Genomic DNA, 24,813 nt, shown 5'->3' with positions numbered 1-24,813 from the left:
CGGCGGACCGGGGTCGGGTCTCAGCAGTTGACGATGACCATCGTCGTGTACGAGGTCTTCTTGCCCCACTGGAACGGCTCGCCGCAGTAGCCGTACGACCATCCGCCGACCACGGTCGTCTTGGCGGCGCTGGAGAAGTAGGTGAACGTGACGCTCTGGTTCGGGCCGGCCGGCGGGATGGCGGCGGCCGGGACGGCGGTGGTGACGGTGACCAGGGCGCAGGCGGCTGCGGTCAGCAGGGCGGCACGGCGGGCCATACGGCGCATGGGTGCTCCTCGAAGGGTGGCGGGGAGAGATCATTGATCGATCGATCCACATGAGTCTATTGAGGTGCTCGCCGACCGCGCAAGCCGCCCCTGGTCGGGCCACCTCCTTTCCTGGGACGCCGTAGGGGCAGTGCGGCCGGACACACCTGGGGTGTAAGGACCGTATGGCGATCCGGTAGTGTCTGCTCGTCTCGACGGCGAGGGAGCGGGTATGGCTGAGCAGAAGTTCCACACCGGCAGTCACGACCTGCCCGTGTCGGCGGCCCTGGAAGAGTTCATGCGCACCGGGTGGCTCGACTCCGAGCACCACGACCTGGCCGCGGCCGAGGTCGCCGCCTGGACCCCGGCCCGCCGCCGACGGCTGCACCAGGCGTTCCCCGGGCACCGCGTCGTCGTCCCGGCGGGCGGTTTCAAGTCCCGCTCCAACGACCAGGACTACCGCTTCCGGCCGCACTCGGCCTACGTGTGGCTGACCGGCGACCAGTCCAGCGACGGCGTGTTCGTGCTCGAACCCGACGGCGACAGCACCCTCTACCTGCGGCCGCGCTCGGCCCGCGACAACGGCGAGTTTTTCCGCGACCGCCGCTACGGCGAGCTGTGGGCCGGTCGCCGCGCCACGCTGGGGGAGAGCACCCGCCGCCTCGGCCTACCCACCCGGCACCTGGCCGAGCTGGCCGCCGCGCTCAAGCCCGACACCCCGACCCTGGTCCTGCGCGGTCTCGACGCCGACGTCGACGCCCTGGTGGCCCCGGCCACCGCCGACGCCGAGCTCAGGGCGGTGCTGGCCGAGCTGCGGCTGGTCAAGGACGCCTGGGAGATCGGGCAGCTGGAGCAGGCGGTGGCGATCACCACCCGCGGCTTCGAGGACGTGGTGCGGGCCCTGCCACAGGCCAAGGCCGCCTCCGAGCGCCTGCTCGAAGGCGTCTTCTGGCAGCGCGCCCGGCTGGAGGGCAACGACGTCGGCTACCACTCGATCGTCGCCGCGGGCGCCCACGCCGCCACGCTGCACTGGATCGACAACGACGGCCCCGTCCGCGACGGCGAGCTGCTGCTGCTCGACGCGGGGGTGGAGACCCGCGACCTGTACACCGCCGACATCACCCGGGTGCTGCCGGTCTCCGGCCGGTTCACCCCGCTGCAGCGCGACCTGTACGAGCTGTGCCGCGCCGCCAACGACGCCGCCCTGGCCGCGCTGGTGCCGGGCGCGGCGTACCGCGACTTCCACCGCGCCGCGATGCGGGTGTTCGCGTACGGCCTGGCCGACCTGGGCATCCTGCCGTGCTCGGCGGAGCAGGCGCTGGAGGAGGACAGCGGGCTCTACCGCCGGTGGACGCTGTGCGGGTCCGGCCACATGCTCGGGCTGGACGTGCACGACTGCGCCGCGGCCCGCGCCGACAACTACCTGGACGGGCGGCTGGCGCCGGGGCACGTGCTGACCGTCGAGCCGGGGATCTACTTCCAGCCTGACGACGCGCTGATCCCGGCGGAGCTGCGCGGATACGGCTTCCGGATCGAGGAGGACCTGCTCATCACCGATACCGGCTACCGGATGCTGTCCGACGGGCTGCCGCGTACGGCCGACGACGTCGAGTCCTGGATGCACCGCGTCGCGTCCTGAGGCGCGCGGCCCCTTTCTGCGGCGGATGTGAGGCGGGGCCGCCGGGAGTGATCCCGGCGGCCCCGCGTGTCAGTTCCGGGTCAGAAGTTCCAGACCTGGACGCTGGAGAGCTGGCCCGCGGGCCAGCCGGTGTTGGCCGTGATGTTCACCCGGAAGTAGCGCTGGGTGGTGGCGGTGAACGTGATGGTCACGGTGTTGCCGCCGGCCGGGTCGAACGTGTACGCCGCCGACGCCTTCAGGGTGCTGAAGTTGGTGCCGTCGGTGCTGCCCAGGATGGACAGCGTCTGGCTGCGCGAACCCCACGAGGCGGGCAGCTGGAGCACGACCTTGCTCGCCGACTGCGCCGAGCCGAGGTCGATCTGCACCCACTGCGGGAACGCGTTGTTGTTGCTCTCCCAGTAGGTGTTCTGGTCGGCGTCGGTGACGTTGCCGGAGCCGTACACCTGGGTGTGGCTGGACTCGCTGGTCGGCTTGCCCGCCGCCAGGTTGGTGGCGACCGCCCCGGCCCCGGTGCCCGTCAGCGCGACCGTGGTCGGGCTGTTGGTCGCGTTGCTGGTGACGGTGAGGGTGCCGGTGCGGGTGCCCGAGGCGGTCGGCCGGAAGCTGACGTTCACGGTGCAGGACGCCCCGGCGGCCAGCGAGCTGCCGCAGGTGTTGGTCTGCAGGTAGTCGCCGCTGACCGACACGGCCGAGATGGCCGCGGCGGCGTTGCCGGTGTTGGTCACCGTCACGGCCTGGGCGGCGCTGGTGGTGTTCAGCGCCTGGCTGGCGAAGGTGAGCGAGGACGGGTTGGTGCTCAGCGTCGCCGAGGTCGGCGGGTTGCCGCCGCTGGGGTAGACCTCCAGCTCCGACAGCTGCCCGGCGGGCCAGCCCGAGTTGGCGGTGATGTTGATCCGGACGTACTGCGCGCTGGTCGCCGTGAAGGTGATCGACGCGGTGTTGCCGCTGGCCGGGTTGAACGTGTACGTCCCCGACGCGACCGTGGTGAACGAGCTGCCGTTGGTGCTGGTCTGCACCGACAGCGTCTGCGTGCGGGTCGCCCACGCCGTGGCCGGCGGCAGCTTGAGGGTCACCTTGTTGATGCTGGTGGCGGCGCCGAGGTCGGTCTGCACCCACTGCGGGAACGCGTTGTTGACGCTCTCCCAGTACGTGTCGGCGTTGCCGTCGGTGACCAGGTTCGGGGTCTGCGTCCCGTTGACCTGGCTGCTGGCGGTGGCCGGGCGGCCCAGCGCGATGTTGGTGTTGGTGCCCACGCCGCTGCCGGACAGGCTGACGGTGGTGGGGCTGTTGTTGGCGTTGCTGGTGACGGTCAGCGTGCCGGTGCGGGCGCCCGACGCGGTCGGGGCGAACCGGACCGTGACGGTGCAGCTGGCGCCGACCGCGATGCTGCCGCAGGTGTTGGTCTGGCTGAAGTCGCCGGTGGCGCTCACCGCCGAGACGGTCGCGGAGGTGGTGCCGGTGTTGCTGACGGTGACCGTCTGGGTCGCCGACTGGCTGCCGACGGTGGTGGCCGGGAAGCTCAGCGCGGTCGGGTTGGCGTTCAGGATCGGACCGGGCGCGACACCGGTGCCCGACAGCGGCACGGTGCTGGTGACGCCCGCGGCGACCACGGTGAGGTTGCCGGTGCGGTTGCCCGCGGCGGCCGGCGTGAACGTGACGTTGACCGTGCAGGACGCGCCCGCGGCGATGCTGCTGCCGCAGTTGTTGCTCTGGCCGAAGTCACCCGAGACGGCGATCGAGCCGACGGCCGCCGCGGCGGTGCCGGTGTTGGTGACGGTCACGGCCTGTGCGGCGGTGGTGGTGCCGGTGGCGACCGAGCCGAAGCCCAGGGCGCTCGGGCTCACCGAGATCGCCGACCCGTTGTCGGGCAGGTAGGGCGGGAACGCCGGGTTGGTGATGTTGGTGCAGCCGGTGGATCCGAAGATGCCGGAGTTGCCGCCGCCGTCGGTGAGGGTGAACCCGACGCCGCAGTTGTAGACGGCGTTGGGGGCGCCGGTGCCGGTGGCGGTGCTGTTGGTGATCGTCGCCGAGCCGCCGACCTGCTCCTGGACCACCCAGGTGCCGGTGTTCTGGATCGTCGCGTTGTTGATCTTAACGTTGGTGATGTTCGAGCCCGAGACGAACTGGATCGCCTCGTACGGGCTCTGCTGGATCAGGATGTTGTCGACGTTGGTCAGGCCGGTCATCCCGCCGTCGCGGGCGTCGAACCACAGGGCGCCCACGCCGAAGTTCCAGTTCGGGTCGAGCGCCCCCGAGCGGATGATGGTGTTGCGCAGCACGTCGGTGCGGCCCAGCGTGGTCGAGGCGAACCGCTGCGCGACGTGGATGCCGCCGCCCTGGGTCAGGCCGGAGTCGATGACCCGGTTGTCGGTCACGAAGTTGTCGTGGCCGCCGTAGATCGCGATGCCGTTGGCCAGGATCGGGTACTGCACCGTGTTGTGGTCGAAGCTGTTGTTCGCGTCGGCGTTGCTCTCGGCCCACATGGCCAGGGCGTCGTCACCGGCGTTGCGCACGTCGCTGTTGGTGACCCTGGAGTTGGTGACGCCGTTGTGGAAGTTGATGCCGTCGGCGGTGTAGTTGCGCAGCCGCATGCCGCTGAACACCAGGTTGTCGAACGGGCCGTCCATCCACGCGCCGACCTTGGTGTGCTCGATCCACACCCGGTCCACGGTGGAGTTGCTCATCGCGCCGCCGATACCGTTGACCTGGTCGCCGTCGTTGCGCTCCTGCACGTTGCCGAAGATCGCGAAGTCGGCCAGGTGCACGTTGCTGCTCGGCGTCGGCGGGTAGTTGCCGTAGAAGCCGATCCGGTCACCGGTGGTGCGCGAGTGCCACATGCCCGCACCCTTGATGGTGATGTTGTTGACCGCGATGTGCCCGAGGATCTTGAAGGTGCCCTGCGGGATCCACACCGTGCCGCCCGCGCCCGCCGAGGCGATCGCGGAGTTCATCGCCGAGGTGGAGTCGGCGACACCGGTCGCGTCGGCGCCCTTGCTGGTGATCGAGACCGACCCGGCGGGCTGGGACAGCGGCCCGGCCACGTTCTCGAAGTCGGCGAAGTCGATCGTGTACGACGAGGCCGTCGAGTCCGAGTCGACCTGCAGCTTGAACTTCGTCCCCTGCGGGTACGTCGTGCCGAACAGCCGGTTGGCGTCGTCGTAGAAGTGGTGCGGGTTGCTGCCCGGGGAGTTGGTGAACGGGTAGCCGCCGTAGTACCAGCTGTAGGCGTTGGTCAGGGTGAAGTTCGTCTGCCGGGTCCCGTTGATGTACAGCGACAGCGGCGCCGTGTACACCGAGCCGCTGCCCGAGTCCGGGATGCTGTACCGGAACACGAACGAGTTCGTGGCCACCGGGGTGGTGAACTCGACATACTTGCCCGAGCCGGACAGCGTCACCGCCTTGCGGTAGGACGCCTCGGCGGCGAGCGTGTTGTAGGCGGCGGTCGGCCCGATGACCGAGCCGTTGGTGGTGGAGTTCTCGGCCTGCACCTGGACGTAGGGCAGGGTCGCGCCCACGCCGCCGGTCGCGGCCGCCAGCGCGGGCTGCGCCGACAGGGCCACGAGACCGGCCGCGACGAGCAGCCCGGTGGACAGGAGGGCTGCGGCGCGGATCGCCCGGCCGGGCCCCGAGGGGAGTCTGGACATCACAGCTCGCTCTCGACGGGCGCCGAGAGGCCGCCGTCGGGGGACGCGGGTGCAACGTCCCGGCAAGCGGGGCGCGGCATCCGCCGACGGGCGGTCGGCTCGGCGCGATGACGACCACACCGCCGCGCCGACCTGGGAGGACTAGGTACGGCCCGGACGATGGAGGTCTGGGTTCTGCCGCACCGGAGCGGTTGGGACGGTGCTGGATGGACCGTAACGCGCAAGACACACGGGCGCAATATCCGTACCGAATTCATGCATGGGCTTGCGTTGTTACGCGAAAGATCGCGACTTCCGGGCTGTGCCTAGGATGTGGCGGTGACGTCGTCCACATTGCTGCTGCCCGCCGATCCGCTGCACGAGCGCCGCGCCGACCCGCACTTCGCCCGGGAGGTCGCCGCCGCGCGTGAGCTGGGCCGCACGGTGGCGCTGGTCGACCACGACGCGCTGCTGGCCGGGGACGCGGCGGGCGCGGCGCGGCGGGTGCCGTCCGATGCCGGGGCGTGCTGGTACCGCGGCTGGATGATCCCCGCCGACCGCTACACCGACCTGGCGGCCGCGCTGGCCGAGCGCGGCGCGGCGCTGCGGGTGCCGCCGCAGGACTACCGGGCCGCGCACGAGCTGCCCGGCTGGTACGCCCACTTCGCCGCGGTGACGCCGGACAGCGTCTGGCTGCCGTGGACGCCGGGCCGGCCGCCGTCGCAGGAGGAGGTCGCGACGCTGGTCGCCCCGCTGGGCGGGGGAGCGGCGGTGGTCAAGGACTACGTCAAGTCCCGCAAGCACGAGTGGGATGAGGCGTGCTTCATCCCCGACCTGGCCGATACCGCGCATGCGCACCGGGTCGTGGCGCGGATGGTCGAGCTTCAGGACGACTTCCTCGCCGGAGGCGTGGTGGTGCGGCGCTTCGAGCCGTTCCAGCGGGTCGGCGACCGCGCCGTCGAGGCCCGCGTGTGGTGGGTCGGCGGCCGGGCTGTCCTGGTCAGCGCCCACCCGGACACGCCGGAGCTGGCCGCCGACCCGGACCTGGGCGCGATCGCGCCGCTGGTGGCCTCGTTCGGCCGCCCGTTCGTCACCACCGATGTCGCGCTGCGTGACGACGGCGTGTGGCGGGTGGTGGAGGTCGGCGACGGCCAGGTCAGCGATCTGCCCAGCGGCGCCGACCCGGCGACGATCCTGACAAATCTGACCTGACCGGTCGCGTATACGCGCTGGTAGAAGCCCCGGAACCGGTTCCGGGGCTCACGTGCGCGGCAGCGCCGGACGGCCCGTGGCGCGGCGGCTGCGCTGCCCCGGGATCCGGGCCACCTGCGGCGTCGTGCCCCGCACCACCAGCGACGTCGCCAGCCGCACCGGCTGCCGCGGCGCCGCCGCGCCGCCGATCAGGTCGAGCAGCAGCCGCGCCGCCGCACCGCCCAGCTCCGGCCACGGCACCCGCACCGTCGTCAGCGTCGGATGCGTGAACGCCGCCAGCGGCAGATCGTCGAAGCCGATCACCGCGACCTCGCCCGGCACCGACCGGCCCGCCTCCCGCAGGGCCCGCAGCGCTCCGGCCGCCATCGCGTCCCCGTGCACGAACAGGCCGTCGAAGAACAGCCTTGCCCGCAGCAGCCGCTGCGCGGCGTCGTAGCCGCCCTGCTCGGTGCCGTCGGCCTCGGTCACGCAACTGGCCCGCAGCACCGCCCCGGTGTCGGCCAGCCGGTCGCCGAAACCGGCCGCGCACTCCGCCACCGCCTCATGATCGGCAGGCCCTGTGATCATGGCCAGCTTCAGCCGTCCCGCCAGCAGCAGGTGCTCGGCCGCGCGGCGGCCGCCGTCGGCGTGGTCGGTGGCCACCGACGGCAGCCCGGACCCGCTCCCGGCGTCCACGACGACCACCGGCACCCCGCGCTCGCTGAGCTGCTCCAGCTCAGCGGTGGTGTCGGCGGGGCAGACCGCGAGAATGCCGTCGAAGGACTGCGCGGCGGCGCGGGAGGCGAACCGGTCCCAGCCGGTGCCGTCACCGGCCGGATGCAGTGACAGCGTGTAACCCACTGTCTGCATCGTCTCCGCGGCGCCGTGCAGCAGCTCGGCCAGCCAGGGCGTGCGGAGGTCCGGGGTGAGCACGCCGAGCGCGCGGGTGCGGCCCCGCGCCAGATCGACGGCGTGCGAGCTGGGCACGTACCCGGTGTCGGCCATGATCTGCTGAACACGCTGCTGAGTGGCCGGGTCGACATCGGGGCGGGCGTTGAGCACCCGGGACACCGTCGCCTTGCTCACCCCGGCCATCCGCGCGATGTCGGCGATGGTCGTGCGCATGGGCACCTCCGCTGCGGTACCGGTACCGGAAGCGGTAACGGTCACCTACGGTAAGGCTCGCCCGGCTCCGGATGTCAAGGGCCGGGATATCCGGTGGCGCCCGGTCCCAAACCTGGCACTAAGTTGGCGCCATGCCGTACATCTCCTCGGTCGTCATCCACTGCCGTGACCCGTATGTCATGGCGCCGTTCTGGAGCCTGGTCACGGGCCTGCCCATCGTGGACGAGGACGCGGTCAAGCTCGCCGACCGCTCCCTGGCCGAGCGGGAGTCGGTGCTGCTGCACGACCCGTCGGGCACCGAGCCCGACGTGTGGATCGCCGTGGCGGTCGACCTGCCGCCGGTAGGGCGGATCCACCTCGACATCGTCGCCGACGACGACGAGCGCGCCGAGATCGTCGCGGCCGGGGCGACCCTGGTCCGCGAGCAGGAGGACCTGACCGTCTTCGCCGATCCCGAGGGCAACGAGTTCTGCCTGCTGCGCGAGCGCCACTGAGGCGGCGGCATCCGGCCGTGGGCGTGCCGCCCCGGCCACTACGATGATCACATGCGCGCAACGGTGATCTACGCCCCGCACGACGTCCGCGTCGAGGACGTGCCCGACCCGAGCCTGCGGGAGCCGACCGACGCGGTGGTGCGGGTGACGCACGCCTGCATCTGCGGCAGCGACCTGTGGGCCTACCAGGGGGTGGCCAGCCGGCAGCCGGGCCAGCGCATCGGGCACGAGTTCCTGGGCGTGGTCGAGGCCGTCGGCGCCGACGTCAGCACCGTCAGGCAGGGCGACCTGGTGGTGGCGCCGTTCGTGTGGTCGGACGGGACCTGCCAGTTCTGCCGCGAGGGCCTGCACACCTCCTGCCCCGACGGCGGCTTCTGGGGCCAGCCCGGTTCCGACGGCGGCCAGGGCGAGGCCGTGCGGGTGCCGCACGCCGACGGCACCCTGGTGCCGCTGCCGTCCGGGCTCGGCGACGCGGAGCTGGTGAAGATCCTGGCGCTGTCGGACGTGATGTCCACCGGGCACCATGCGGCGCTCGCGGCGGGTGCCCGGCCGGGCGCCACGGTCGCGGTCGTCGGCGACGGCGCGGTCGGGCTGTGCGGCGTGCTGGCCGCGCACCGGCTGGGCGCTGAACGGATCATCGCGCTGGGCCGCCACGACGCGCGCACCGAGCTGGCGCGCCGGTTCGGCGCCACCGACGTGGTCGCCGAGCGGGGCGACGAGGCGGTGGCTCGGGTGCGGGAGCTGACCGGCGGGCACGGCGCGCACGCGGTGATCGAGGCGGTCGGCACCGAGCAGTCGATGCGTACCGCGATCGGCGTGGCCCGCGACGGCGGCGCGGTCGGGTTCGTCGGGGTGCCGCACGGCGGCTCGGCCGGAGTCGACATCGGCGACATGTTCGGCCGCAACATCGCCCTGCGCGGCGGGGTCGCCCCGGCGCGGGCGTACATCCCGGAGCTGCTGGCCGACGTGCTGGCGGGCAGGCTCGACCCGAGCCCGGTCTTCGACGTGTCCGTGGGGCTCGACGGGGTGCCCGACGGATATGCCGCGATGAACGACCGGAAGGCGCTCAAAGTGCTGGTGCGCCCCGGCGGGGGGTCGGTGTAGCTTGAGCGCCGTGGAAGAGACCGACCAGGCCATCGTTTCGGCCCTGACCGCCGACGGGCGGATGTCGTACACGGACCTGGCCGAGAAGGTCGGACTCTCCGTATCCGCGGTGCATCAGCGGGTGCGCCGACTGGAGCAGCGCGGCGTCATCACCGGGTACGGCGCGCGAGTGGACTACCAGGCGATCGGGCTGCCGCTGACGGCGTTCGTGGCGATCCGGCCGTTCGACCCGGCCCAGCCCGACGACGCCCCGGAGCGGCTGGCGCACCTGTCGGAGATCGAGTCGTGCTTCTCGGTGGCCGGTGAGGACTTCTACATCCTGCTGGTCCGGGTCGCGTCCCCGGCCGACCTGGAGCGGCTGCTGCAGGAGATCCGCACCTCCGCCAACGTCACCACCCGCACCACGGTGGTCCTGTCGACCCCGTTCGAGCAGCGCGCCCCGAAGATCAACCTCAAGGAGTGAGCTGAGTCGTCACCTCCGCATAAGTCGTATTTGAGTACGATTTATACAGTGCGGTAGTACGCTCGGGGAGCATGCGCCGGTAAGCGACAGCTCCCAGAGCGGGTGATGACGATGGCGAAAACGGCGACGACCGCGACCGCGACCGAGGAGTTCTTCGCGGCGCTGGGCCGCCGGGGCCACGAGCCGCTCCTGCGGCGGACCCGGGGCACGATCCGCTTTGACATCGGTCCGGCGGCCAGACCGCAGCGCTGGCTGGTCACTCTCGACCGCGGCGACATCGCGGTGTCCCGGCGCGGCGGCAAGGCCGACTGCGTCGTGCAGGCCGACGCCGACTCCTTCGAGAAGATCATCACGGGCCGGGACAACGGGATGGCGGCATACCTGCGCGGGGTGGTCATCGCGACCGGCCAACTGGAGCTGCTCCAGCTGTTCCAGCGCATGTTCGCGGGCCCGCCCGAGTCGGCCCGCCGGCGTGGAGCGGAGGTCTGACCATGGCCGACCAGGTGCGCATCCTCAACGGCAACACCTACGTCGTCAGCGACGAGCGCGGCGACATCGAGGCGACCTCCGCCGACCCGTCCGGGCTGTTCACCTGGGACACCCGGTTCCTGTCCACCTGGGTGCTCACCGTCGACGGCCAGCGCCTCAACCCGCTGTCGGTCGACGTGCTGCAGTACTTCGAGACGACGTACTTCCTCGTGCCCGGCACCGGGACGGTGTACGTCGACGCGAAGCTGTCGGTGATCCGGCGGCGCTCGGTCGACACCGGCGTCACGGAGACCCTTGAGCTGATCAACCACGGGGACGGTCCGACGGACCTGACGGTACGCATCGACGCCGCCTCCGACTTCGCCGACCTGTTCGACGTCAAGAACGACCAGAAGAAGAAGGGCAAGGTCTACCGCCGGATCGACGGCGACAAGCTCGTCCTCGGCTACCAGCGGGAGACCTTCCACCGCACCACCACCATCAGCTCCCAGCCCCGGGCCGACCTCGACGAGCACGGGCTGACCTGGACCATCCGGCTGCAACCGCAGCAGAGCTGGTCGACCACGATCCGGGTCACCCCGACCGTGGTCGGGCTCAACGGCAAGCCCGCGAACCTGGCCCTGACCGGACCGGTCGACCTGGCCGGAGACCTCGACCGGTGGCTGGCCGCGGCGCCCCGGCTGGAGTGCGACTGGGAGCCGCTGCGCCACACCTACCGCCGCAGCCTCATCGACCTGGCCGCGCTGCGGTTCTCCCCGCTGACCTCCGGCGGCCGCGCCCTGCCCGCCGCCGGGCTGCCCTGGTTCATGACCATGTTCGGCCGCGACAGCATCTTCACCAGCCTGCAGGCGCTGCCGTTCGCCCCGGACCTGGCCGCGACCACGCTGCGCGAGCTCGCCGAGCGGCAGGGCAGCCGGTTCGACGACTTCCGCGACGAGGACCCCGGCCGCATCCTGCACGAGATCCGGTACGGCGAGAGCGCGGCGTTCCTGGAGCAGCCGCACACCCCGTACTACGGCAACGCCGACGCCACCGCCCTGTTCGTGGTGCTGCTGGACGAGTACGAGCGCTGGACCGGCGACAAGACTCTGGTGCAGGACCTGGAGATCGAGGCCCGCGCCGCCCTGCGCTGGGTGCACGAGTACGCCGACCTGCTCGGCAACGGCTACGTCTGGTACCGCCGCCGCAACGAGAAGACCGGCCTGGAGAACCAGTGCTGGAAGGACTCGTGGGACTCCATCTCCTACCGCGACGGCCGACTGCCCGGCTTCCCGCGTGCCACCTGCGAGCTGCAGGGCTACGCCTACGACGCCCGCGTGCGCGGCGCCCGGCTGGCCCGCGAGATCTGGCGCGACCCCGACTACGCCCAGGAGCTGGAGCGGCAGGCCGCCGACCTGAAGAAGCGGTTCAACCGCGACTTCTGGGTCGCCGACGGGCAGTACTACGCCCTGGCGCTGGACAGCGAGGGCGGGCAGGTCGACGCGCTGTCGTCCAACATCGGGCACCTGCTGTGGAGCGGCATCGTCGACAAGCCGCGCGCCAGGGCGCTGGTCAAGCACCTGCTCGGGCCGCGGCTGTTCTCCGGCTGGGGCGTGCGCACCCTGGCCGAGGGGGAGCGGCGCTACAACCCGATCGGCTACCACGTCGGCACGGTGTGGCCGTACGACAACTCGTTCATCGCCTGGGGGCTGCGCCGGTACGGCTTCAAGCGGGAGGCGGCGCAGATCGCGGCGGGCATCCTCGACGCGGCCGAGTACTTCGACGGGCGGCTGCCGGAGGCGTTCGGCGGCTATCCGCGCGCCGACACCCGCTACCCGGTGCAGTATCCGACGGCGTGCAGCCCGCAGGCGTGGTCGACGGGGGCGCCGCTGCTGCTGCTGCGTACGATGCTCGGCCTTCAGCCGCTGGGTGACAGCCTGGTCGTCGACGCGGCGCTGCCGGAGGGCATCGGGCGCATGGAGCTGCTGGACATCCCGGGCCGGTGGGGCCGGGTCGACGCGTTCGGGCGCGGCCGGGTCAAGGTCGAGACGCCCAGCCGGCTGCGCCGGGAGCTCGGCACGGGCCGCCGCTGACGGCCCTGGCCAAACGCCGGTGCGGCCGCCGACAGCGGACCTACGATGCAGTTACGCGGCGGCGTGCGCCCGCCGCCCGCCATGGGGGGCGAGATGAAAGAGATCGAGGAGCTGGGCCCGGTCGACTACCTGATCCTGGAGTTTCCCGGCAACAAGATGACCGGTGAGGGCATCCCGCTGCTGCTGGACCTGGTCGACCGCGGCATCGTCCGCATCCTCGACCTGGCCTTCATCCGCAAGGACCTCGACGGCACCATCACGGCGGTCAAGGTCGAGGACATGGACTCCATGGGCGCCAAGGACTTCGAGGTGTTCGTCGGTGCCTCCTCCGGCCTGCTCGGCCAGGAGGAGTTCCAGGAGGCGGCCGAGGTCATCGAGCCCGGCAACTCGGCGGGCATCCTGATCTACGAGAACACCTGGGCGGCGCCGCTGGCCATAGCCTGGCGCAAGGGCGGCGCGCAGATGATCGCCACCGGGCGGATCTCGGTGCAGGCACTCATCGCCGCGGCCGAGTCCGGGACCGGCGTCGGCACCTGAACACGGACGGGGGAGAGATCATGGGACTTCTACGGGGAGTGGCGCGCACCGCGGTCATCGCGGGCACCGCCACGGCGGTCTCCAACCGCGTGTCACGCCGCCAGGCCGGCCGCTGGGCCGACCAGGAGCAGATGGAGCAATACCAGCAGGACCAGCAGATGCAGCAGCAGTACGCGGCCCAGCAGCAGTACGCGGCGCAGCAGCAGCAACTGGCGGCCCAGCAACAGCAGCAGTACGCGCCTCCGCCCGCGGCACCGGCCGCCGCGGCGGCCGGTGACCCGATGGCGGCGAAGCTGGAGCAGCTCAAGACGCTGGCCGACCTCAAGGCGCAGGGCATCCTGACCGACGCGGAGTTCGAGCAGCAGAAGAACGCGATCCTGGCGGGCTGACCCGCCGCGCGCACCCACGGCAGGTCCGGCTCCGGGCATCACCGGTGCCGGACCTGCTGCAACTGGGTACGGGAGCGGATGCCGGCCCGCCGGTAGACCCGCGTCAGCGCCGCCTCGACCGTCTTGACGCTGAGGAACAGCGCGGTGGCGATCTCGCGGTTGGAGGCACCTCCGGCGGCCAGTTCGACGATCCGGCTCTCCGTCTCGGTGAGCTGCAACCGCGCGTCGGTGTCGCGCCCGCGCTGGTGGCGTCCGGCCCCGGTGATCCGGGCCGCGGCAGCCCAGCCGGGCGCGCCCGCGTGCGCGAACACCTCCTCGGCGAGCTGCTGGGCCGCGAGCGCGGCGGTGCGGTGGCGGCGGCGGCGCTCGGCCGCGGTGAGCGCGACGAGGCTGCGCCCGCGCTCCAGCGGCAGCCCGAGCGCGGCGAACTGCTCCTGCGAGCGGCGCAGCAGCGACACCGCCTGCGCGGCGTCGCCGCGCGCGCAGTGGTGCAGCCCCTCGGCCCGGTCCAGCCCGGCGAGCACCCCGGCCCGGCCCAGCTCGGCGGCCACCTGCCGGGTCTCGATGATCAGCTGGTACGCCGCGTCGGCCTCGCCCGTGGCGGTGAGCGCCTCGGCGAGGTCGGCGTGCCACCGCAGCAGTGACGGATCGCGCACCTGCTGCGCCTGCTCCAGCGCCTGGACCCGGCGCAGCGCCGCCACGGCGCTGCCGGTGTCGCGCACCGCGAGGTGGATCTGCCCCGTGACGTGCCAGGCGCGGGCCAGGTAGACCTGGTCGCCCTCCTCCTGGGAGGCGCGGACCGCCCGCTGGGCGTACGACAGCGCCCGCGCGGGCGTGCCGGCCGCCAGTTCGGTGGTCGCCGCGGTGTACCAGCCGGGTCCGGGGGACAGGCCGCTCTGCTCGGCCAGCGCGACCGCGCGCATGGCTCGGGCGTGCGCGGCCTGGCAGCGGCCGCTGCGGACGTCGACCTCGGCGAGGCTGCGCAGGATGTCGACCACGTCCTCGGTGATCGCCGAGTCCTCGGCGGCGGGCAGCAGCTCCAGCAGCCCCGCGCGGGCCTCGGCGAGGCGGTCGTCGAACACGGCGTGCCGCAGGGCGACGTACGCGGGGGAGTTGTGGCGGCCGTACTCGGGCGGCGTCGGCGCCAGCGCCAGCGCTGCGGTGAGGGTCGCCTCGGCGGCGGGGTCGCCGAGGATGCGCTGCATGCGGGCCAGCATCGTGAGTGCCAGCGCCTCGATCGGGGCGTCCCCGGCCGCGCCCGCGTGGCGGGCGGCCTCGGCGGCGCGCTCACCCGCCCGGCGCGGTGAGCCTTCGGCGAGGTTGGCGCGCCACGCCAGGCGCAGGTGCACGGAGGCGAGCAACCGGTCGTCGCCGCCGGCCTCCGCCAGCGCGCGGGTGAGCATCTCGTCCTGGTCGTCCAGCGCCTGTCCCGCGGCGTCGGAGACGGCCAGGCGGGCCCGCGCGCGTTCGGCCGGCGCGGCGCCGTACTCCTCCAGCAGCGTCATCGCGCGCGTGGCCAGGTCGGTGCGGCCCGTCGCGGCGGCGGCCCGCGCGGCCGCGACCGCCCAGCCGACGACCTTGCTCCGGGGCGTGGCGGGTCCGGCCAGGTCGGCGGCGCGCAGTGCCAGCTCGGCGGCGCGGACGGGACGGCCGTTCGCGGCGGCGGCCTCGGCAGCCTCCGCGAGCGCCTCGGCGAGCGGGTCGTCCGGGGTCGTGCGGACGGCGGTGTGGTGCCACAGCCGGGTCGCGGCGTCGTCGGCGGCCGCGGCCAGCGCGTCGTGGCAGGCGGCCAGGCGGCCGGGGGCGGCACCGTGCCGCAGCACGTCGGCCAGCACCGTCGCGGTGAACACGACGCCGCCCTGCGGTCCGAGGGTGACCAGACCGGCCTGCCGGGCGCCGGCCAGATCCTGCTCCGCGGCCGCGTATCCGGCCCGGCGCAGCGTCCGCAGGCTCGGCCGGTCGGTGAGCGCCGCGGCGAGCAGCGTGTCGCCCACCGACGGGGCGACCGCGGCCAGCAGGTCGCGGACCGCCGCGACCACGGCCGCGTCGGCGGCCGCCGCATCGGGTTCGGGTCCTGCCGCCCCGACGGCCAGGGCCAGGCCCGGCAGGCCGCCGCTGGCGCGGTGGACCCGTCCGGCCAGGCGCGCGGGCAGGCCGTGCTCGTGCAGCAACCGGGCCAGGTGCGCCGGGTCCAGCGGGGACAGCGCCAGCGCGACGGTGCCCGGCAGCGGCTCGTGCCCGCTGCGCACGGACACGACCACGTGCAGGCCCGGCCCGGCGCGGTGCCACACGTACGCGAGCACGTCCCGGCTGTCCGGGTCGAGCAGATGCGCGTCATCGACGATGAGCATGCGCTCGCCCATCAGGGCCAGCACGGCCAGCCGCAGCGCGAGCGGATCGGCGGCGCCGGGCCGCACGCCCAGGACCGCCTCGACGGCTTCGCGCTGCCGACCGGACGGCAGCTGCCCGACCTGACCCGTGCTGCGCAGCTGCATCAGCAGGTCGGCCAGGGCGCAGAAGGCGACAGCCCGGTCGGCCGCCGCCGGGCGCAGGACCAGCGCGGCGCCGTGCTCCCGGGCCACCGCGTCCAGCAGCGCGGTCCGGCCGCCGCCGGACGGGGCGTGCACGGTCACGCGCCGCCCAGCGGCGAGCAGGTCGCGCAGGTCGGCGCGGGCCTTCTCGCGACCGATCAGTTCCACCATCGGCACACCACGTCGGGTCGGCGGCCGCCCTCCGGCGACCGCGGCCGGGTCGGCCCGGCTGAGCTCTGACAGTGGCGGCACGGCTGCCCGGACGCAAGAGGGGAAACCCTTGCCGTCGCGCGCGGGGTGCCCGCGGCCGCTGCTGCCCCCGTACCGGCACGCGGCGGCAGGCGGGCCCGGTGCTGACGGCCTCCGGGCAGGTCAGGGCAATCCCTTGTCTTCCGGCCGGCCCGCCGCGACGGGGTTCACCGGCCGGGCCGGACCGCCATATGGTCGGCCCGCCTCGCCCCCCGACAGCCCCATCCCCTGAAGGAGAACCCCCGATGCGAACACGCATACGCTTCACCGCCGCGCTGCTCGGCGCGGCACTCACCGGCGCGACCGCGATGACGGCGTGGCAGGCGGGCCCGGCCGCCGCCGTCCCCGCACCGTCCGCACCGGCCTCGGCGCCGCAGGCCGCCGCGGCCGGGCTGGCCCGAGCGCTGGGTGTCAGCACCGACGAGGCCCGCCGCCAGCTGGTGGCGCAGGACCGGGCGCACCGCCTCGCCGCGACCCTGCCCGCCGACCTCACCGCGCAGCTGGCCGGCAGCTGGTTCGACCCCGACGCGGGCGGCCTGGCCGTCGCGGTGACCAGCCCGGCCGCCGCGGCTCGGGCCCGCGCCGCCGGGGCCGTCCCGCACCTGGTCGCCCGCGGTCCGGCGGACCTGGCACGGATCCTGGCCCGGGTCCGGGCGGTCGTCGGCACCGGCGTCGCCGGAGTCTACGGCTGGGGCGCCGACGTCCGGGCCAACGACGTGACCGTGAACGTCGACACCACCCGTCAGACGGCCGCGACCGCCGCCGCCCTGGCCGCGCTGCGCGCCGTCGACGGCGTACGCCTGGTGTTCACCACCTCCGCGCCCCGGCAGCAGGCCGGTGACGTCCGGACCGGCAGCCCCTGGTGGCCGGGCAGCGAGTCGAACTGCTCGGTGGGCTTCCCCGCCACCGACAGCAGCGGCGGCAAGCACTTCCTCACCGCCGGGCACTGCACCAACGACGTGAACCAGCCCGCCTACGGCGCGTCGGGCCAGCAGAACCGGCTCGGCACGTCCAACGTCGGCGGCAGCCGCAGCGTCAACGGCCGCGAGGGCGACATGGGCGTGGTCGCGGTGACCGAGACGGGCTGGAACCTGTCCGCGTCGGTCAACACCTGGGACCAGCCCGCCATCACGCTCACCGGGTCGGCCGAGGCGATGGTCGGCGACCGGGTCTGCCACTCGGGCAACACGTCCAAGTGGCAGTGCGGCGTCGTCAAGTACACCCACAAGGCGGTCGACTACGGCGGTGGGCTGGTCATCGAGGACCTGACCTGGACCACGGCTTGCTCGCTGGGTGGTGACTCCGGTGGCGGCTGGCTGCTGGGCGACAAGGCCGTCGGCCTGCACGACGGCGGCCCGTCGCAGTGCGTGTCCAACCCGTCCGACGGCGAGCTGTCGATGTTCCAGCCGGTCAACGAGGCGCTGGCGAAGTGGAACCTGACCCTGGTCACCGGCGGTGGCGGCGGCGACACCGCGGCCCCCACGGCCCCGGGCAACGCCCGCTCCACCGCGACCACCGCGAACAGCGTCTCCCTGGCCTGGGACGCCAGCACCGACAACGTCGGGGTGACGGCCTACGACGTCTACCAGGGTGCGACGCTGGCGACCACGGTCACGGGCCTGTCCGCGACCGTGAGCGGGCTGAGCGCGGACACCGCGTACTCGTTCACGGTCAAGGCGCGCGACGCCGCGGGCAACACCTCCCCGGCGTCCAACACCGTCAGCGCGCGCACCCAGCCGGGCGGGGGCGGCGACACCCAGGCGCCGACCGCGCCCGGCAATCCGCGCTCGACGGCGAAGACGAGCAACTCGGTGACGCTGGCCTGGGACGCGAGCACGGACAACGTCGGGGTGACCGGCTACGAGGTGTACAACGGCACGGCCCTGGCGACCACGGTCACCGGGCTGACCGCCACGATCACGGGCCTGGCCGCCGACACGGCGTACTCGTTCACGGTCAGGGCGCGTGACGCGGCGGGCAACCGGTCGCCGGCCAGTGCGGCGGTGTCCGTGCGCACCGATCCGGGCACCGGGCGCACCTTCACCAACGGCACCGACTACGCGATCCTCGACAACCAGCAGTTCTACAGCCCGGTGCAGTCGACGGTGACCGGGTCGTCCCCGAGCACGGTGACGGTGTCCGTCACCGTCGACCACACCTGTGCCGAGGACATCGGCATCTCCCTGTACGCCCCCAACGGCTTCTCCTACCCCGTGAAGTACAGCGGCAGCGGGCAGTACACCTGCACCCCGTGGCACGGCACGAAGACCTTCACGGTCGCCAACGTGCTCAGCACCGCGACGGGGACCTGGCGCCTGCGGGTCACCGACTACGGCCCCGGCGACACGGGCACCCTCGACAGCTGGTCGCTCACCCTGTAGCACGGCCCGGGTGAACGGCGTGCCCACCCGGGCACGCCGTTCACCGTTTCACGGCCCGGTCGCGACTGCGCTTCCACCAGTAGTCCAGACCCACCCCGACCAGCAGGATCACGAGCAGGGTCACGGCGGTCGCGGGTTCGGCGACCAGTGTCGTGAACGCGAACGCCGCCAGCACCACGACCGTCGTCACCACGGCCAGCACCAGCAGCCACGCCTTCGCCCCGGTCTCACGCCGGACGCGCAGGTGGCCCGAAGTGGCCAGCGCGAACACGACCAGCGCCACCGCACTGCCGATCGAGGCGATCGCGGTCAGGTCGAAGCCGATGGCCATGATCGCGGCCAGGGCCGCGGTGACGAGCAGCCCCACCGAGGCGCCGGACCGGTGGCGGCGGCCCAGCGCCGGTGGGAACTGCCCGATCCCGGCCATGTGCTCGCACAGCCCGGCGGCCGGGTACAGGCCGGAGTTGGTCGCTCCCGCGGTGGCGAACAGCGCGGTGAGGGTCATCAGCGTGTAACCGGCCTGCCCGAGCGTGGGCTGGGCCGCGACGGCCAGCGCGGTGCCGCCCGAGGCGACGACCTGATCGACGGTGAGGGTGCCGAACACGCCCAGCGCCACCGCCACGTAGATGACCGTGGCGATGCCCAGGGCCAGGAACACCGCGCGGGGCAGCTGGCGGGCCGGGTCGCGCAGTTCGTGCGCGGTGAAGGTGATGACGCCGAAGCCGAGGAAGGCGAAGAACGTCAGCGCGACGCTGGAGACGATGTCGCGCGCCGGTGGGTAGTCGGCCGGTGCCAGCAGGGACGGGTTCGCGCCGGACAGCGTCACGGCGGCGAAGACCGCCAGGATGCCGACGACGACCACCACCACGACGGTCTGCGCATGGGCGACGGCCTGGGAGCCGAGCACGTTGAGCAGGGTCATCACCAGGATGACCAGGACGGCGAACAGCTTGATCAGCCAGGGGCCGCCGTGGAGGAGCCCGGCGGCGTAGCTGCCGAACGACACGGCCACCATCGCGGTGATGATGGCGTTGACGGCGTACAGCAGCCAGGCGACCACGCCGGTGACATGCCCGTTGCCGTAGCAGCGCACCAGGTAGTCGGCGAAGCCGCCCGCGGACGGGTAGCGCGCGCCGAGCTTGGCGAAGGAGTATCCCTGCAGCGCCGCGACGCCGCCCGCGAGCAGGAACGACAGCCACACAGCCGCGCCGGCGACCTCGCCCGCCGCACCGAGCAGGGCGAAGATCCCGGCCCCGACCATGGCGCCGACTCCGATGAAGGCGGCCTGCCGCACGCTGAGGGTCTGGCGGCCGCCGTCCGACGTGCCATCGACCATGATGACGCTCCCTAGCCGTGACCTCATCGTACGGCTGGTCACGGTCGTCACTGCCTGTAATCGGGTCTGTTGGTTTTCTGTGGGTCTTTCGCATATCCGCTGCACCCTATGGGTGCCGTAAATATAGTGTTCTACATCGGTACGCCGCCTACGCCCGTCTAGTCGGATTCGGCCCGGCTGTGGCTCGCGGGCGGCCGGTTCACCAGAAAGCGAGCGGCCATGGACGTGGATCAGGAGGCCGACAAGGGCAACCCCACGCCGTGGTACAGCCGCAGTGCCGCCGACGTCGCCCAGTCGTTCGACGTGCGGCCCGAGCGCGGCCTCACCGCCGCGCAGGCCGCCGATCGGCTCGCCGAGCACGGCCCCAACCGTCTCGCTGGCGGCCGGAAGGAGTCCGCGTTCGCGGCGTTCCTGCGGCAGTACCACGACTTCATGCAGATCGTGCTGCTCGCCGCGGCCGTGGTGAACCAGCTGGTCACCCGCGAGTGGGGCACCACCCTGGTGCTGGTCGGCCTGACCGTGTTCAACGCCGTGGTCGGCCTGCGCCAGGAGGCCAAGGCCGAGGAGAGCGTGCGCGCCCTGGCCCAGATGCTCAAGACCATCGCCCGGGTACGCCGCGACGGCCAGGCGGTCGAGGTCGACGCCGAGCAGCTGGTCCCCGGCGACGTCGTGCTCATGGAGGCCGGCAACCGGGTCCCCGCCGACGGGCGCGTCACCGTCGCGGCCACGCTGGAGATCGAGGAGGCGGCCCTGACCGGCGAGAGCCTGCCGGTCGCCAAGAGCGCCGAGCCCGTTCCCGGCACCGACGTGCCGCTGGGCGACCGGACCTGCGTGGCGTACATGAACACGTCGGTGACCCGGGGACGCGGCGAGATGGTCGTGACCGCGACCGGGATGGGCACCGAGATCGGCCACATCGCGCACCTGCTCGCCGCGACCGAGGCCGACAAGACGCCGCTGCAGAAGCAGCTCGACAGCCTCTCGAAGATCATCGCGACGATCGCGGGCATCGCGCTGGTGCTGGTCATCCTGCTCGGCCTGGCCCGGGGCGAGTCGTTCAACACCCTGTTCATCACCGGTGTCGCGCTGGCCGTCGCGGCGATCCCGACCGGCCTTCCCGCCGTGGTCACCGCGCTGCTGTCGATCGGCACCCGCGAGATCGCCCGCCGCAACGCCATCGTCAAGCGGCTGCCCGCCGTGGAGACCCTCGGCTCGACCTCGGTGATCTGCTCGGACAAGACCGGCACGCTCACCCTGAACAAGATGACCGCCCGCGAGCTGGTGATCCCGGGAAAGCACCGGTTCACCGTCACCGGCGAGGGCTACCGCACCGACGGCGAGATCAAGCACGTCGGCGGCCTGCGCATCGACCTCGACCCGTACCTGCTGCCGATGGTGCTGTGCGCCGACGCGGTGCTCGACGGCGACAACCTGATCGGCGACCCGACCGAAGGCGCGCTGATCGTGCTCGGGGCCAAGGGCGGGCTGGACGTCGAGGACACCCGGGCGGCGTATCCGCGCATCGCCGAGGTGCCGTTCGACTCCGACTACAAGTTCATGGCCACCTTCCACAACATGACGGGCGACGGCGGCCGGCCGGTGGTCCGCTGCTACGTCAAGGGCGCCCCGGACGTGCTGATCTCGCGCAGCACCTCCTACCGCGAACCCGACGGCACGGTCCTGCCGGTCACCGACGAGAACCGGCACCTGGCCCTGGACGCCAACGACCGCATCGCCGCCGCGGGCGAGCGGGTCATGGTGGTGGCCCAGCGCGACTTCGATCCGGCCGCGTTCGATCCGGCCGCGAACCTGATCGAGCAGGTCCGCGACCTGACCCTGCTGGCCATGGTCGGCATCGTCGACCCGCCGCGCCCGGAGGCCAGGGCCGCGATCGCGGAGTGCCGCAAGGCGGGCATCAGGGTCCGGATGATCACCGGCGACCATGCCGCCACCGCCGCCGCCATCGCCAAGGAGCTGGGCATCGAGGGCCGGGCGGTGACCGGCACCCAGTTCGCGGCGATGAGCGACGAGGAACTGCTGGCCCAGCTGCCGCAGATCGGCGTGATCGCCCGCGTCGCGCCCGAGGACAAGCTCCGCCTGGTCCGGCTGCTCAAGGCCAGCGACAACGTGGTCGCGATGACCGGAGACGGCGTCAACGACGCCCCGGCGCTCAAGGCCGCCGACATGGGCGTCGCGATGGGCATCACCGGCACGGAGGTCTCCAAGGAGGCCGCCGTCATGATCCTCACCGACGACAACTTCGCCACCATCGTCGGCGCCGTCGAGTACGGCCGCTCCCTCTACGACAACCTGCTCAAGTACCTGCGGTTCCAGATGTCGACCCTGGTCGCCTACATCGCGATCTTCCTGGGGGCGGGCATCCTGAACATCGCCGCCGGGGCGCCGCTGAACCCGCTGCAGATCCTGTGGCTGAACATGGTCATCGACATCCCGATCGCGATCGCGCTCGGCTTCGACCAGCCGACCGCCGGGCTGATGGACCGGCCGCCGCGCCCGGTCCGCGCCCCGGTGCTGTCGGCGGCGAACTGGGTGCGGCTGTGCATCCAGGGCGCGGTGATGACGATCGGGTCGCTCGCGGCATACCAGATCGGGCACGGCCAGGGCGGACCGGTCATCGGCGCGACCATGCTGCTGACCACGCTGTCGCTGTTCCACCTGGTCGGCGGCCTGCTCTCCCGCGACCAGCTCAACACGATCTTCAGCCGCGCGGCGATCCCGGGCATCGCCCAGCTGCGCCGCTACGGCTTCGCGCTGCTCGCCATCATCGCCGTCACGGCACTGGAGCCGCTGCGCCGGATCTTCGGCACCGCCTGGCTGAACCTCAACCAGTGGCTGATCTGCATCGGGATCGCGCTGACCCTGCTCGTCGTCGAGGAGCTGATCAAGCTGGTGCTGCGGCGGCGCGCCCACCAGACCCTGCCGGTCCTGGTCGAACCGGCACCCGCACCGGTCCCGGCCTGACCCGCCCGAGGAGGCACCCGCCATGGCGTTCAACCTTCGCAACCGCAGCTTCCTCAAGGAGCTCGACTTCACGCCCGAGGAGCTGCACTACCTGCTCCAGCTGTCGGCCGAGCTGAAAGCGGCCAAGCGCGGCGGCTACGAGCAGCCCCGGCTGCGCGGCCGCGAGATCGCGCTCATCTTCGAGAAGACCTCGACCCGTACCCGGACCGCGTTCGAGACCGCCGCCCACGACCAGGGCGCCCAGGTCACCTACCTGGAGCCGACCGGCTCGCAGATCGGCCACAAGGAGTCGATGAAGGACACCGCCCGGGTGCTCGGGCGCACCTTCGACGGCATCGAATACCGCGGCTCGGCCCAGGAGCACGTGGAGACCCTGGCCGCCTTCGCCGGGGTGCCGGTCTACAACGGGCTCACCGACGAGTTCCACCCGACCCAGATCCTGGCCGACATGCTGACCATGCAGGAGCACAGCGACAAGCCGCTGCACGACGTCGCGTTCTGCTACCTCGGCGACGCCCGCAACAACATGGGCAACTCGCTGATGGTCGGCGGCTGCAAGTTCGGCATGGACGTGCGCCTGTGCGCGCCCGAGCACCTGTGGCCGCGCGAGGACCTGGTCAAGACCTGTCACGAGATCGCCGCCGAGACCGGCGCCCGGCTCACCCTCACCGCCGACGTCGGCGAGGGCGTCCGCGGCGTCGACTACCTCTACACCGACGTGTGGGTGTCGATGGGCGAGGACCAGGGCGTCTGGGGCGAGCGGATCGAGCTGCTCAAGCCGTACCAGGTCAACATGGACGTGATCGGCCGCACCGGCAACCCGAAGGTGCGGTTCATGCACTGCCTGCCCGCGTTCCACAACCGGGACACCAAGGTCGGCGAGCAGATCTACCAGCAGTTCGGCCTCGACGCCCTGGAGGTCACCGACGAGGTGTTCGAGTCCCGGCACTCGATCGTCTTCGACCAGGCCGAGAACCGCCTGCACACCATCAAGGCCGTCCTCGTCGCCACGCTGGGCGACTGACCGTGCGCATCGTGGTGGCCCTGGGCGGCAACGCGCTGCTGCGGCGCGGCGAGCCGATGACCGCCGACGCGCAGCGCGCCAACGTGCGCGCCGCCGCGCCGATGCTGGCCGCGCTCGCCGGTGCGCACCAGCTCGTGCTCACCCACGGCAACGGCCCGCAGGTGGGGCTGCTGGCGTTACAGGGCGCCGCCTACGCCGGGGCCGAGCCGTTCCCGCTGGACGTGCTCGGCGCCCAGACCGAAGGCATGATCGGGTATGTCATCGAGCAGGAGCTTGGCAACCTGCTGCCCGAGCAGACCCCGCTCGCCACGATCCTCACCATGATCGAGGTGGACCCGGCCGACCCGGCGTTCGGCGACCCGACCAAGTTCGTCGGCCCCGTCTACGACCTGGAACAGGCCAAGCAGCTCGCCGCCGACAAGGGCTGGACCGTCAAACCCGACGGCGAGCACTGGCGCCGCGTCGTGCCGTCCCCGGAACCGAAGCGGATCTTCGAGATCCGGCCGATCCGGTGGCTGATCGAACGCGACGTGGTCGTCATCTGCGGCGGCGGCGGGGGCGTGCCGACCATGTACCAGCCGGGCGGCCGCACGCTCACCGGCGTCGAGGCGGTCATCGACAAGGACTTCGCCGGGGAGCTGCTGGCCCGGGAGGTCGACGCCGACCTGTTCGTGATGGCCACCGACGTCGACGCGGTCTACCTCGACTGGGGCACCGACCGGCAGCGCCGCCTGGACCGGGTCACGCCCGGCGAGCTGGCCGCGCAGTCGTTCGCCGCCGGCTCGATGGGCCCGAAGGTCGCCGCGGCGGTCCGGTTCGTGGAGCACACCGGCAGGCGCGCCGCCATCGGCAGCCTGGCGCAGATCGAAGACGTCGTGCACGGCCGGGCGGGCACCCAGGTGGTCGCCGCCGGCACGGCCGCGGAAGGAGCGGGGTGAG

At 72.6% G+C, this 24,813-nt stretch carries 18 protein-coding genes; 13 read left to right on the top strand and 5 right to left on the bottom strand.

What is annotated here, in order from left to right; translation table 11 throughout:
- Positions 1–20: 20 nt before the first annotated feature.
- Positions 21–266 carry a hypothetical protein gene (locus tag Cs7R123_RS20925; protein WP_212829406.1) on the bottom strand — a complete coding sequence of 82 codons (246 nt, stop codon included), beginning with the start codon at positions 264–266 and terminating at the stop codon, positions 21–23.
- Between the two features lie 211 nt (positions 267–477).
- Here Cs7R123_RS20925 and Cs7R123_RS20920 point away from each other — a divergent pair, with 211 nt between their 5' ends.
- Positions 478–1,884, top strand: a complete 1,407-nt coding sequence (locus Cs7R123_RS20920) for an aminopeptidase P family protein (protein WP_212829405.1) — start codon at positions 478–480, stop codon at positions 1,882–1,884.
- Positions 1,885–1,964: 80 nt separating this feature from the next.
- Here the strand turns inward: Cs7R123_RS20920 and Cs7R123_RS20915 are convergent, their stop codons facing one another.
- Positions 1,965–5,528 (bottom strand): choice-of-anchor D domain-containing protein, encoded by a 3,564-nt coding sequence (locus Cs7R123_RS20915; protein ID WP_212829404.1) that lies wholly within the window; start codon positions 5,526–5,528, stop codon positions 1,965–1,967.
- Between the two features lie 318 nt (positions 5,529–5,846).
- Between Cs7R123_RS20915 and Cs7R123_RS20910 the strand changes: the two genes are divergently transcribed.
- Positions 5,847–6,719, top strand: a complete 873-nt coding sequence (locus Cs7R123_RS20910; protein WP_244872049.1) for an ATP-grasp domain-containing protein — start codon at positions 5,847–5,849, stop codon at positions 6,717–6,719.
- 48 nt (positions 6,720–6,767) lie between these two features.
- Here the strand turns inward: Cs7R123_RS20910 and Cs7R123_RS20905 are convergent, their stop codons facing one another.
- Positions 6,768–7,823: a LacI family DNA-binding transcriptional regulator gene (locus Cs7R123_RS20905; protein WP_212829403.1), complete on the bottom strand. Its 1,056-nt coding sequence runs from the start codon at positions 7,821–7,823 to the stop codon at positions 6,768–6,770.
- A 131-nt stretch (positions 7,824–7,954) separates the two neighbouring features.
- Between Cs7R123_RS20905 and Cs7R123_RS20900 the strand changes: the two genes are divergently transcribed.
- The 7 genes from Cs7R123_RS20900 (at position 7,955) to Cs7R123_RS20870 (ending at position 13,371) form a co-directional block, all read left to right on the top strand.
- Positions 7,955–8,317, top strand: a complete 363-nt coding sequence (locus Cs7R123_RS20900) for a VOC family protein (protein ID WP_212829402.1) — start codon at positions 7,955–7,957, stop codon at positions 8,315–8,317.
- A 51-nt stretch (positions 8,318–8,368) separates the two neighbouring features.
- Positions 8,369–9,421: a zinc-dependent alcohol dehydrogenase family protein gene (locus Cs7R123_RS20895; protein WP_212829401.1), complete on the top strand. Its 1,053-nt coding sequence runs from the start codon at positions 8,369–8,371 to the stop codon at positions 9,419–9,421.
- A gap of 10 nt (positions 9,422–9,431) precedes the next feature.
- Positions 9,432–9,884, top strand: coding sequence for an Lrp/AsnC family transcriptional regulator (locus Cs7R123_RS20890; protein WP_212829400.1), 453 nt, complete (start codon positions 9,432–9,434; stop codon positions 9,882–9,884).
- Positions 9,885–9,995: 111 nt separating this feature from the next.
- Positions 9,996–10,373, top strand: coding sequence for an SCP2 sterol-binding domain-containing protein (locus tag Cs7R123_RS20885; RefSeq protein WP_212829399.1), 378 nt, complete (start codon positions 9,996–9,998; stop codon positions 10,371–10,373).
- 2 nt (positions 10,374–10,375) lie between these two features.
- Positions 10,376–12,445: a glycogen debranching N-terminal domain-containing protein gene (locus Cs7R123_RS20880; protein ID WP_212829398.1), complete on the top strand. Its 2,070-nt coding sequence runs from the start codon at positions 10,376–10,378 to the stop codon at positions 12,443–12,445.
- Positions 12,446–12,538: 93 nt separating this feature from the next.
- Positions 12,539–12,982 carry a DUF6325 family protein gene (locus tag Cs7R123_RS20875; protein ID WP_212829397.1) on the top strand — a complete coding sequence of 148 codons (444 nt, stop codon included), beginning with the start codon at positions 12,539–12,541 and terminating at the stop codon, positions 12,980–12,982.
- A 20-nt stretch (positions 12,983–13,002) separates the two neighbouring features.
- The gene (locus Cs7R123_RS20870; RefSeq protein ID WP_212829396.1) at positions 13,003–13,371 is read left to right on the top strand and encodes an SHOCT domain-containing protein; all 369 of its coding nucleotides are present in this window, start codon (positions 13,003–13,005) and stop codon (positions 13,369–13,371) included.
- A gap of 38 nt (positions 13,372–13,409) precedes the next feature.
- Here Cs7R123_RS20870 and Cs7R123_RS20865 read toward each other — a convergent pair whose 3' ends face one another.
- On the bottom strand, positions 13,410–16,073 hold the full coding sequence (locus Cs7R123_RS20865; protein WP_212829395.1) for a LuxR C-terminal-related transcriptional regulator: 2,664 nt from the start codon (positions 16,071–16,073) through the stop codon (positions 13,410–13,412).
- Positions 16,074–16,396: 323 nt separating this feature from the next.
- On the opposite strand from Cs7R123_RS20865, the gene Cs7R123_RS40265 reads away from it, so the two are divergent.
- Positions 16,397–18,532, top strand: a complete 2,136-nt coding sequence (locus Cs7R123_RS40265) for a fibronectin type III domain-containing protein (RefSeq protein ID WP_244872048.1) — start codon at positions 16,397–16,399, stop codon at positions 18,530–18,532.
- A 40-nt stretch (positions 18,533–18,572) separates the two neighbouring features.
- Here the strand turns inward: Cs7R123_RS40265 and Cs7R123_RS20855 are convergent, their stop codons facing one another.
- A complete protein-coding gene (locus Cs7R123_RS20855) occupies positions 18,573–19,868 on the bottom strand; it encodes an APC family permease (RefSeq protein WP_212829394.1) in 1,296 nt (431 codons plus the stop codon).
- A gap of 219 nt (positions 19,869–20,087) precedes the next feature.
- Here Cs7R123_RS20855 and Cs7R123_RS20850 point away from each other — a divergent pair, with 219 nt between their 5' ends.
- From Cs7R123_RS20850 to arcC, 3 genes are read left to right on the top strand one after another with little or no spacing between them, the layout of a single operon-like run.
- Positions 20,088–22,850 (top strand): cation-transporting P-type ATPase, encoded by a 2,763-nt coding sequence (locus Cs7R123_RS20850; RefSeq protein ID WP_212829393.1) that lies wholly within the window; start codon positions 20,088–20,090, stop codon positions 22,848–22,850.
- Between the two features lie 22 nt (positions 22,851–22,872).
- Positions 22,873–23,874 (top strand): ornithine carbamoyltransferase, encoded by a 1,002-nt coding sequence (argF, locus tag Cs7R123_RS20845; RefSeq protein WP_212829392.1) that lies wholly within the window; start codon positions 22,873–22,875, stop codon positions 23,872–23,874.
- Positions 23,875–23,876: 2 nt separating this feature from the next.
- On the top strand, positions 23,877–24,812 hold the full coding sequence (gene arcC / locus Cs7R123_RS20840; RefSeq protein ID WP_212829391.1) for a carbamate kinase: 936 nt from the start codon (positions 23,877–23,879) through the stop codon (positions 24,810–24,812).
- The last annotated feature ends 1 nt before the right edge of the window (position 24,813 follow it).

Origin of the sequence: Catellatospora sp. TT07R-123 (genome assembly GCF_018327705.1) — a bacterium.
Lineage (GTDB): Bacteria > Actinomycetota > Actinomycetes > Mycobacteriales > Micromonosporaceae > Catellatospora.
This window is presented reverse-complemented; position numbering and strand designations above follow the sequence as displayed.

Bases quoted from the DNA above. Each gene is read 5' to 3' on its own strand.
- Cs7R123_RS20875 (WP_212829397.1), top strand. From the start codon at position 12,539: ATGAAAGAGATCGAGGAGCTGGGCCCGGTCGACTACCTGATCCTGGAG.
- Cs7R123_RS20925 (WP_212829406.1), bottom strand. From the start codon at position 266: ATGCGCCGTATGGCCCGCCGTGCCGCCCTGCTGACCGCAGCCGCCTGC.
- Cs7R123_RS20915 (WP_212829404.1), bottom strand. From the start codon at position 5,528: ATGTCCAGACTCCCCTCGGGGCCCGGCCGGGCGATCCGCGCCGCAGCC.
- Cs7R123_RS20865 (WP_212829395.1), bottom strand. From the start codon at position 16,073: ATGGTGGAACTGATCGGTCGCGAGAAGGCCCGCGCCGACCTGCGCGAC.
- Cs7R123_RS40265 (WP_244872048.1), top strand. From the start codon at position 16,397: ATGCGAACACGCATACGCTTCACCGCCGCGCTGCTCGGCGCGGCACTC.
- argF (WP_212829392.1), top strand. From the start codon at position 22,873: ATGGCGTTCAACCTTCGCAACCGCAGCTTCCTCAAGGAGCTCGACTTC.
- Cs7R123_RS20850 (WP_212829393.1), top strand. From the start codon at position 20,088: ATGGACGTGGATCAGGAGGCCGACAAGGGCAACCCCACGCCGTGGTAC.
- Cs7R123_RS20885 (WP_212829399.1), top strand. From the start codon at position 9,996: ATGGCGAAAACGGCGACGACCGCGACCGCGACCGAGGAGTTCTTCGCG.
- Cs7R123_RS20920 (WP_212829405.1), top strand. From the start codon at position 478: ATGGCTGAGCAGAAGTTCCACACCGGCAGTCACGACCTGCCCGTGTCG.
- Cs7R123_RS20895 (WP_212829401.1), top strand. From the start codon at position 8,369: ATGCGCGCAACGGTGATCTACGCCCCGCACGACGTCCGCGTCGAGGAC.
- Cs7R123_RS20870 (WP_212829396.1), top strand. From the start codon at position 13,003: ATGGGACTTCTACGGGGAGTGGCGCGCACCGCGGTCATCGCGGGCACC.
- Cs7R123_RS20855 (WP_212829394.1), bottom strand. From the start codon at position 19,868: ATGGTCGATGGCACGTCGGACGGCGGCCGCCAGACCCTCAGCGTGCGG.
- Cs7R123_RS20905 (WP_212829403.1), bottom strand. From the start codon at position 7,823: ATGCGCACGACCATCGCCGACATCGCGCGGATGGCCGGGGTGAGCAAG.
- Cs7R123_RS20880 (WP_212829398.1), top strand. From the start codon at position 10,376: ATGGCCGACCAGGTGCGCATCCTCAACGGCAACACCTACGTCGTCAGC.
- Cs7R123_RS20900 (WP_212829402.1), top strand. From the start codon at position 7,955: ATGCCGTACATCTCCTCGGTCGTCATCCACTGCCGTGACCCGTATGTC.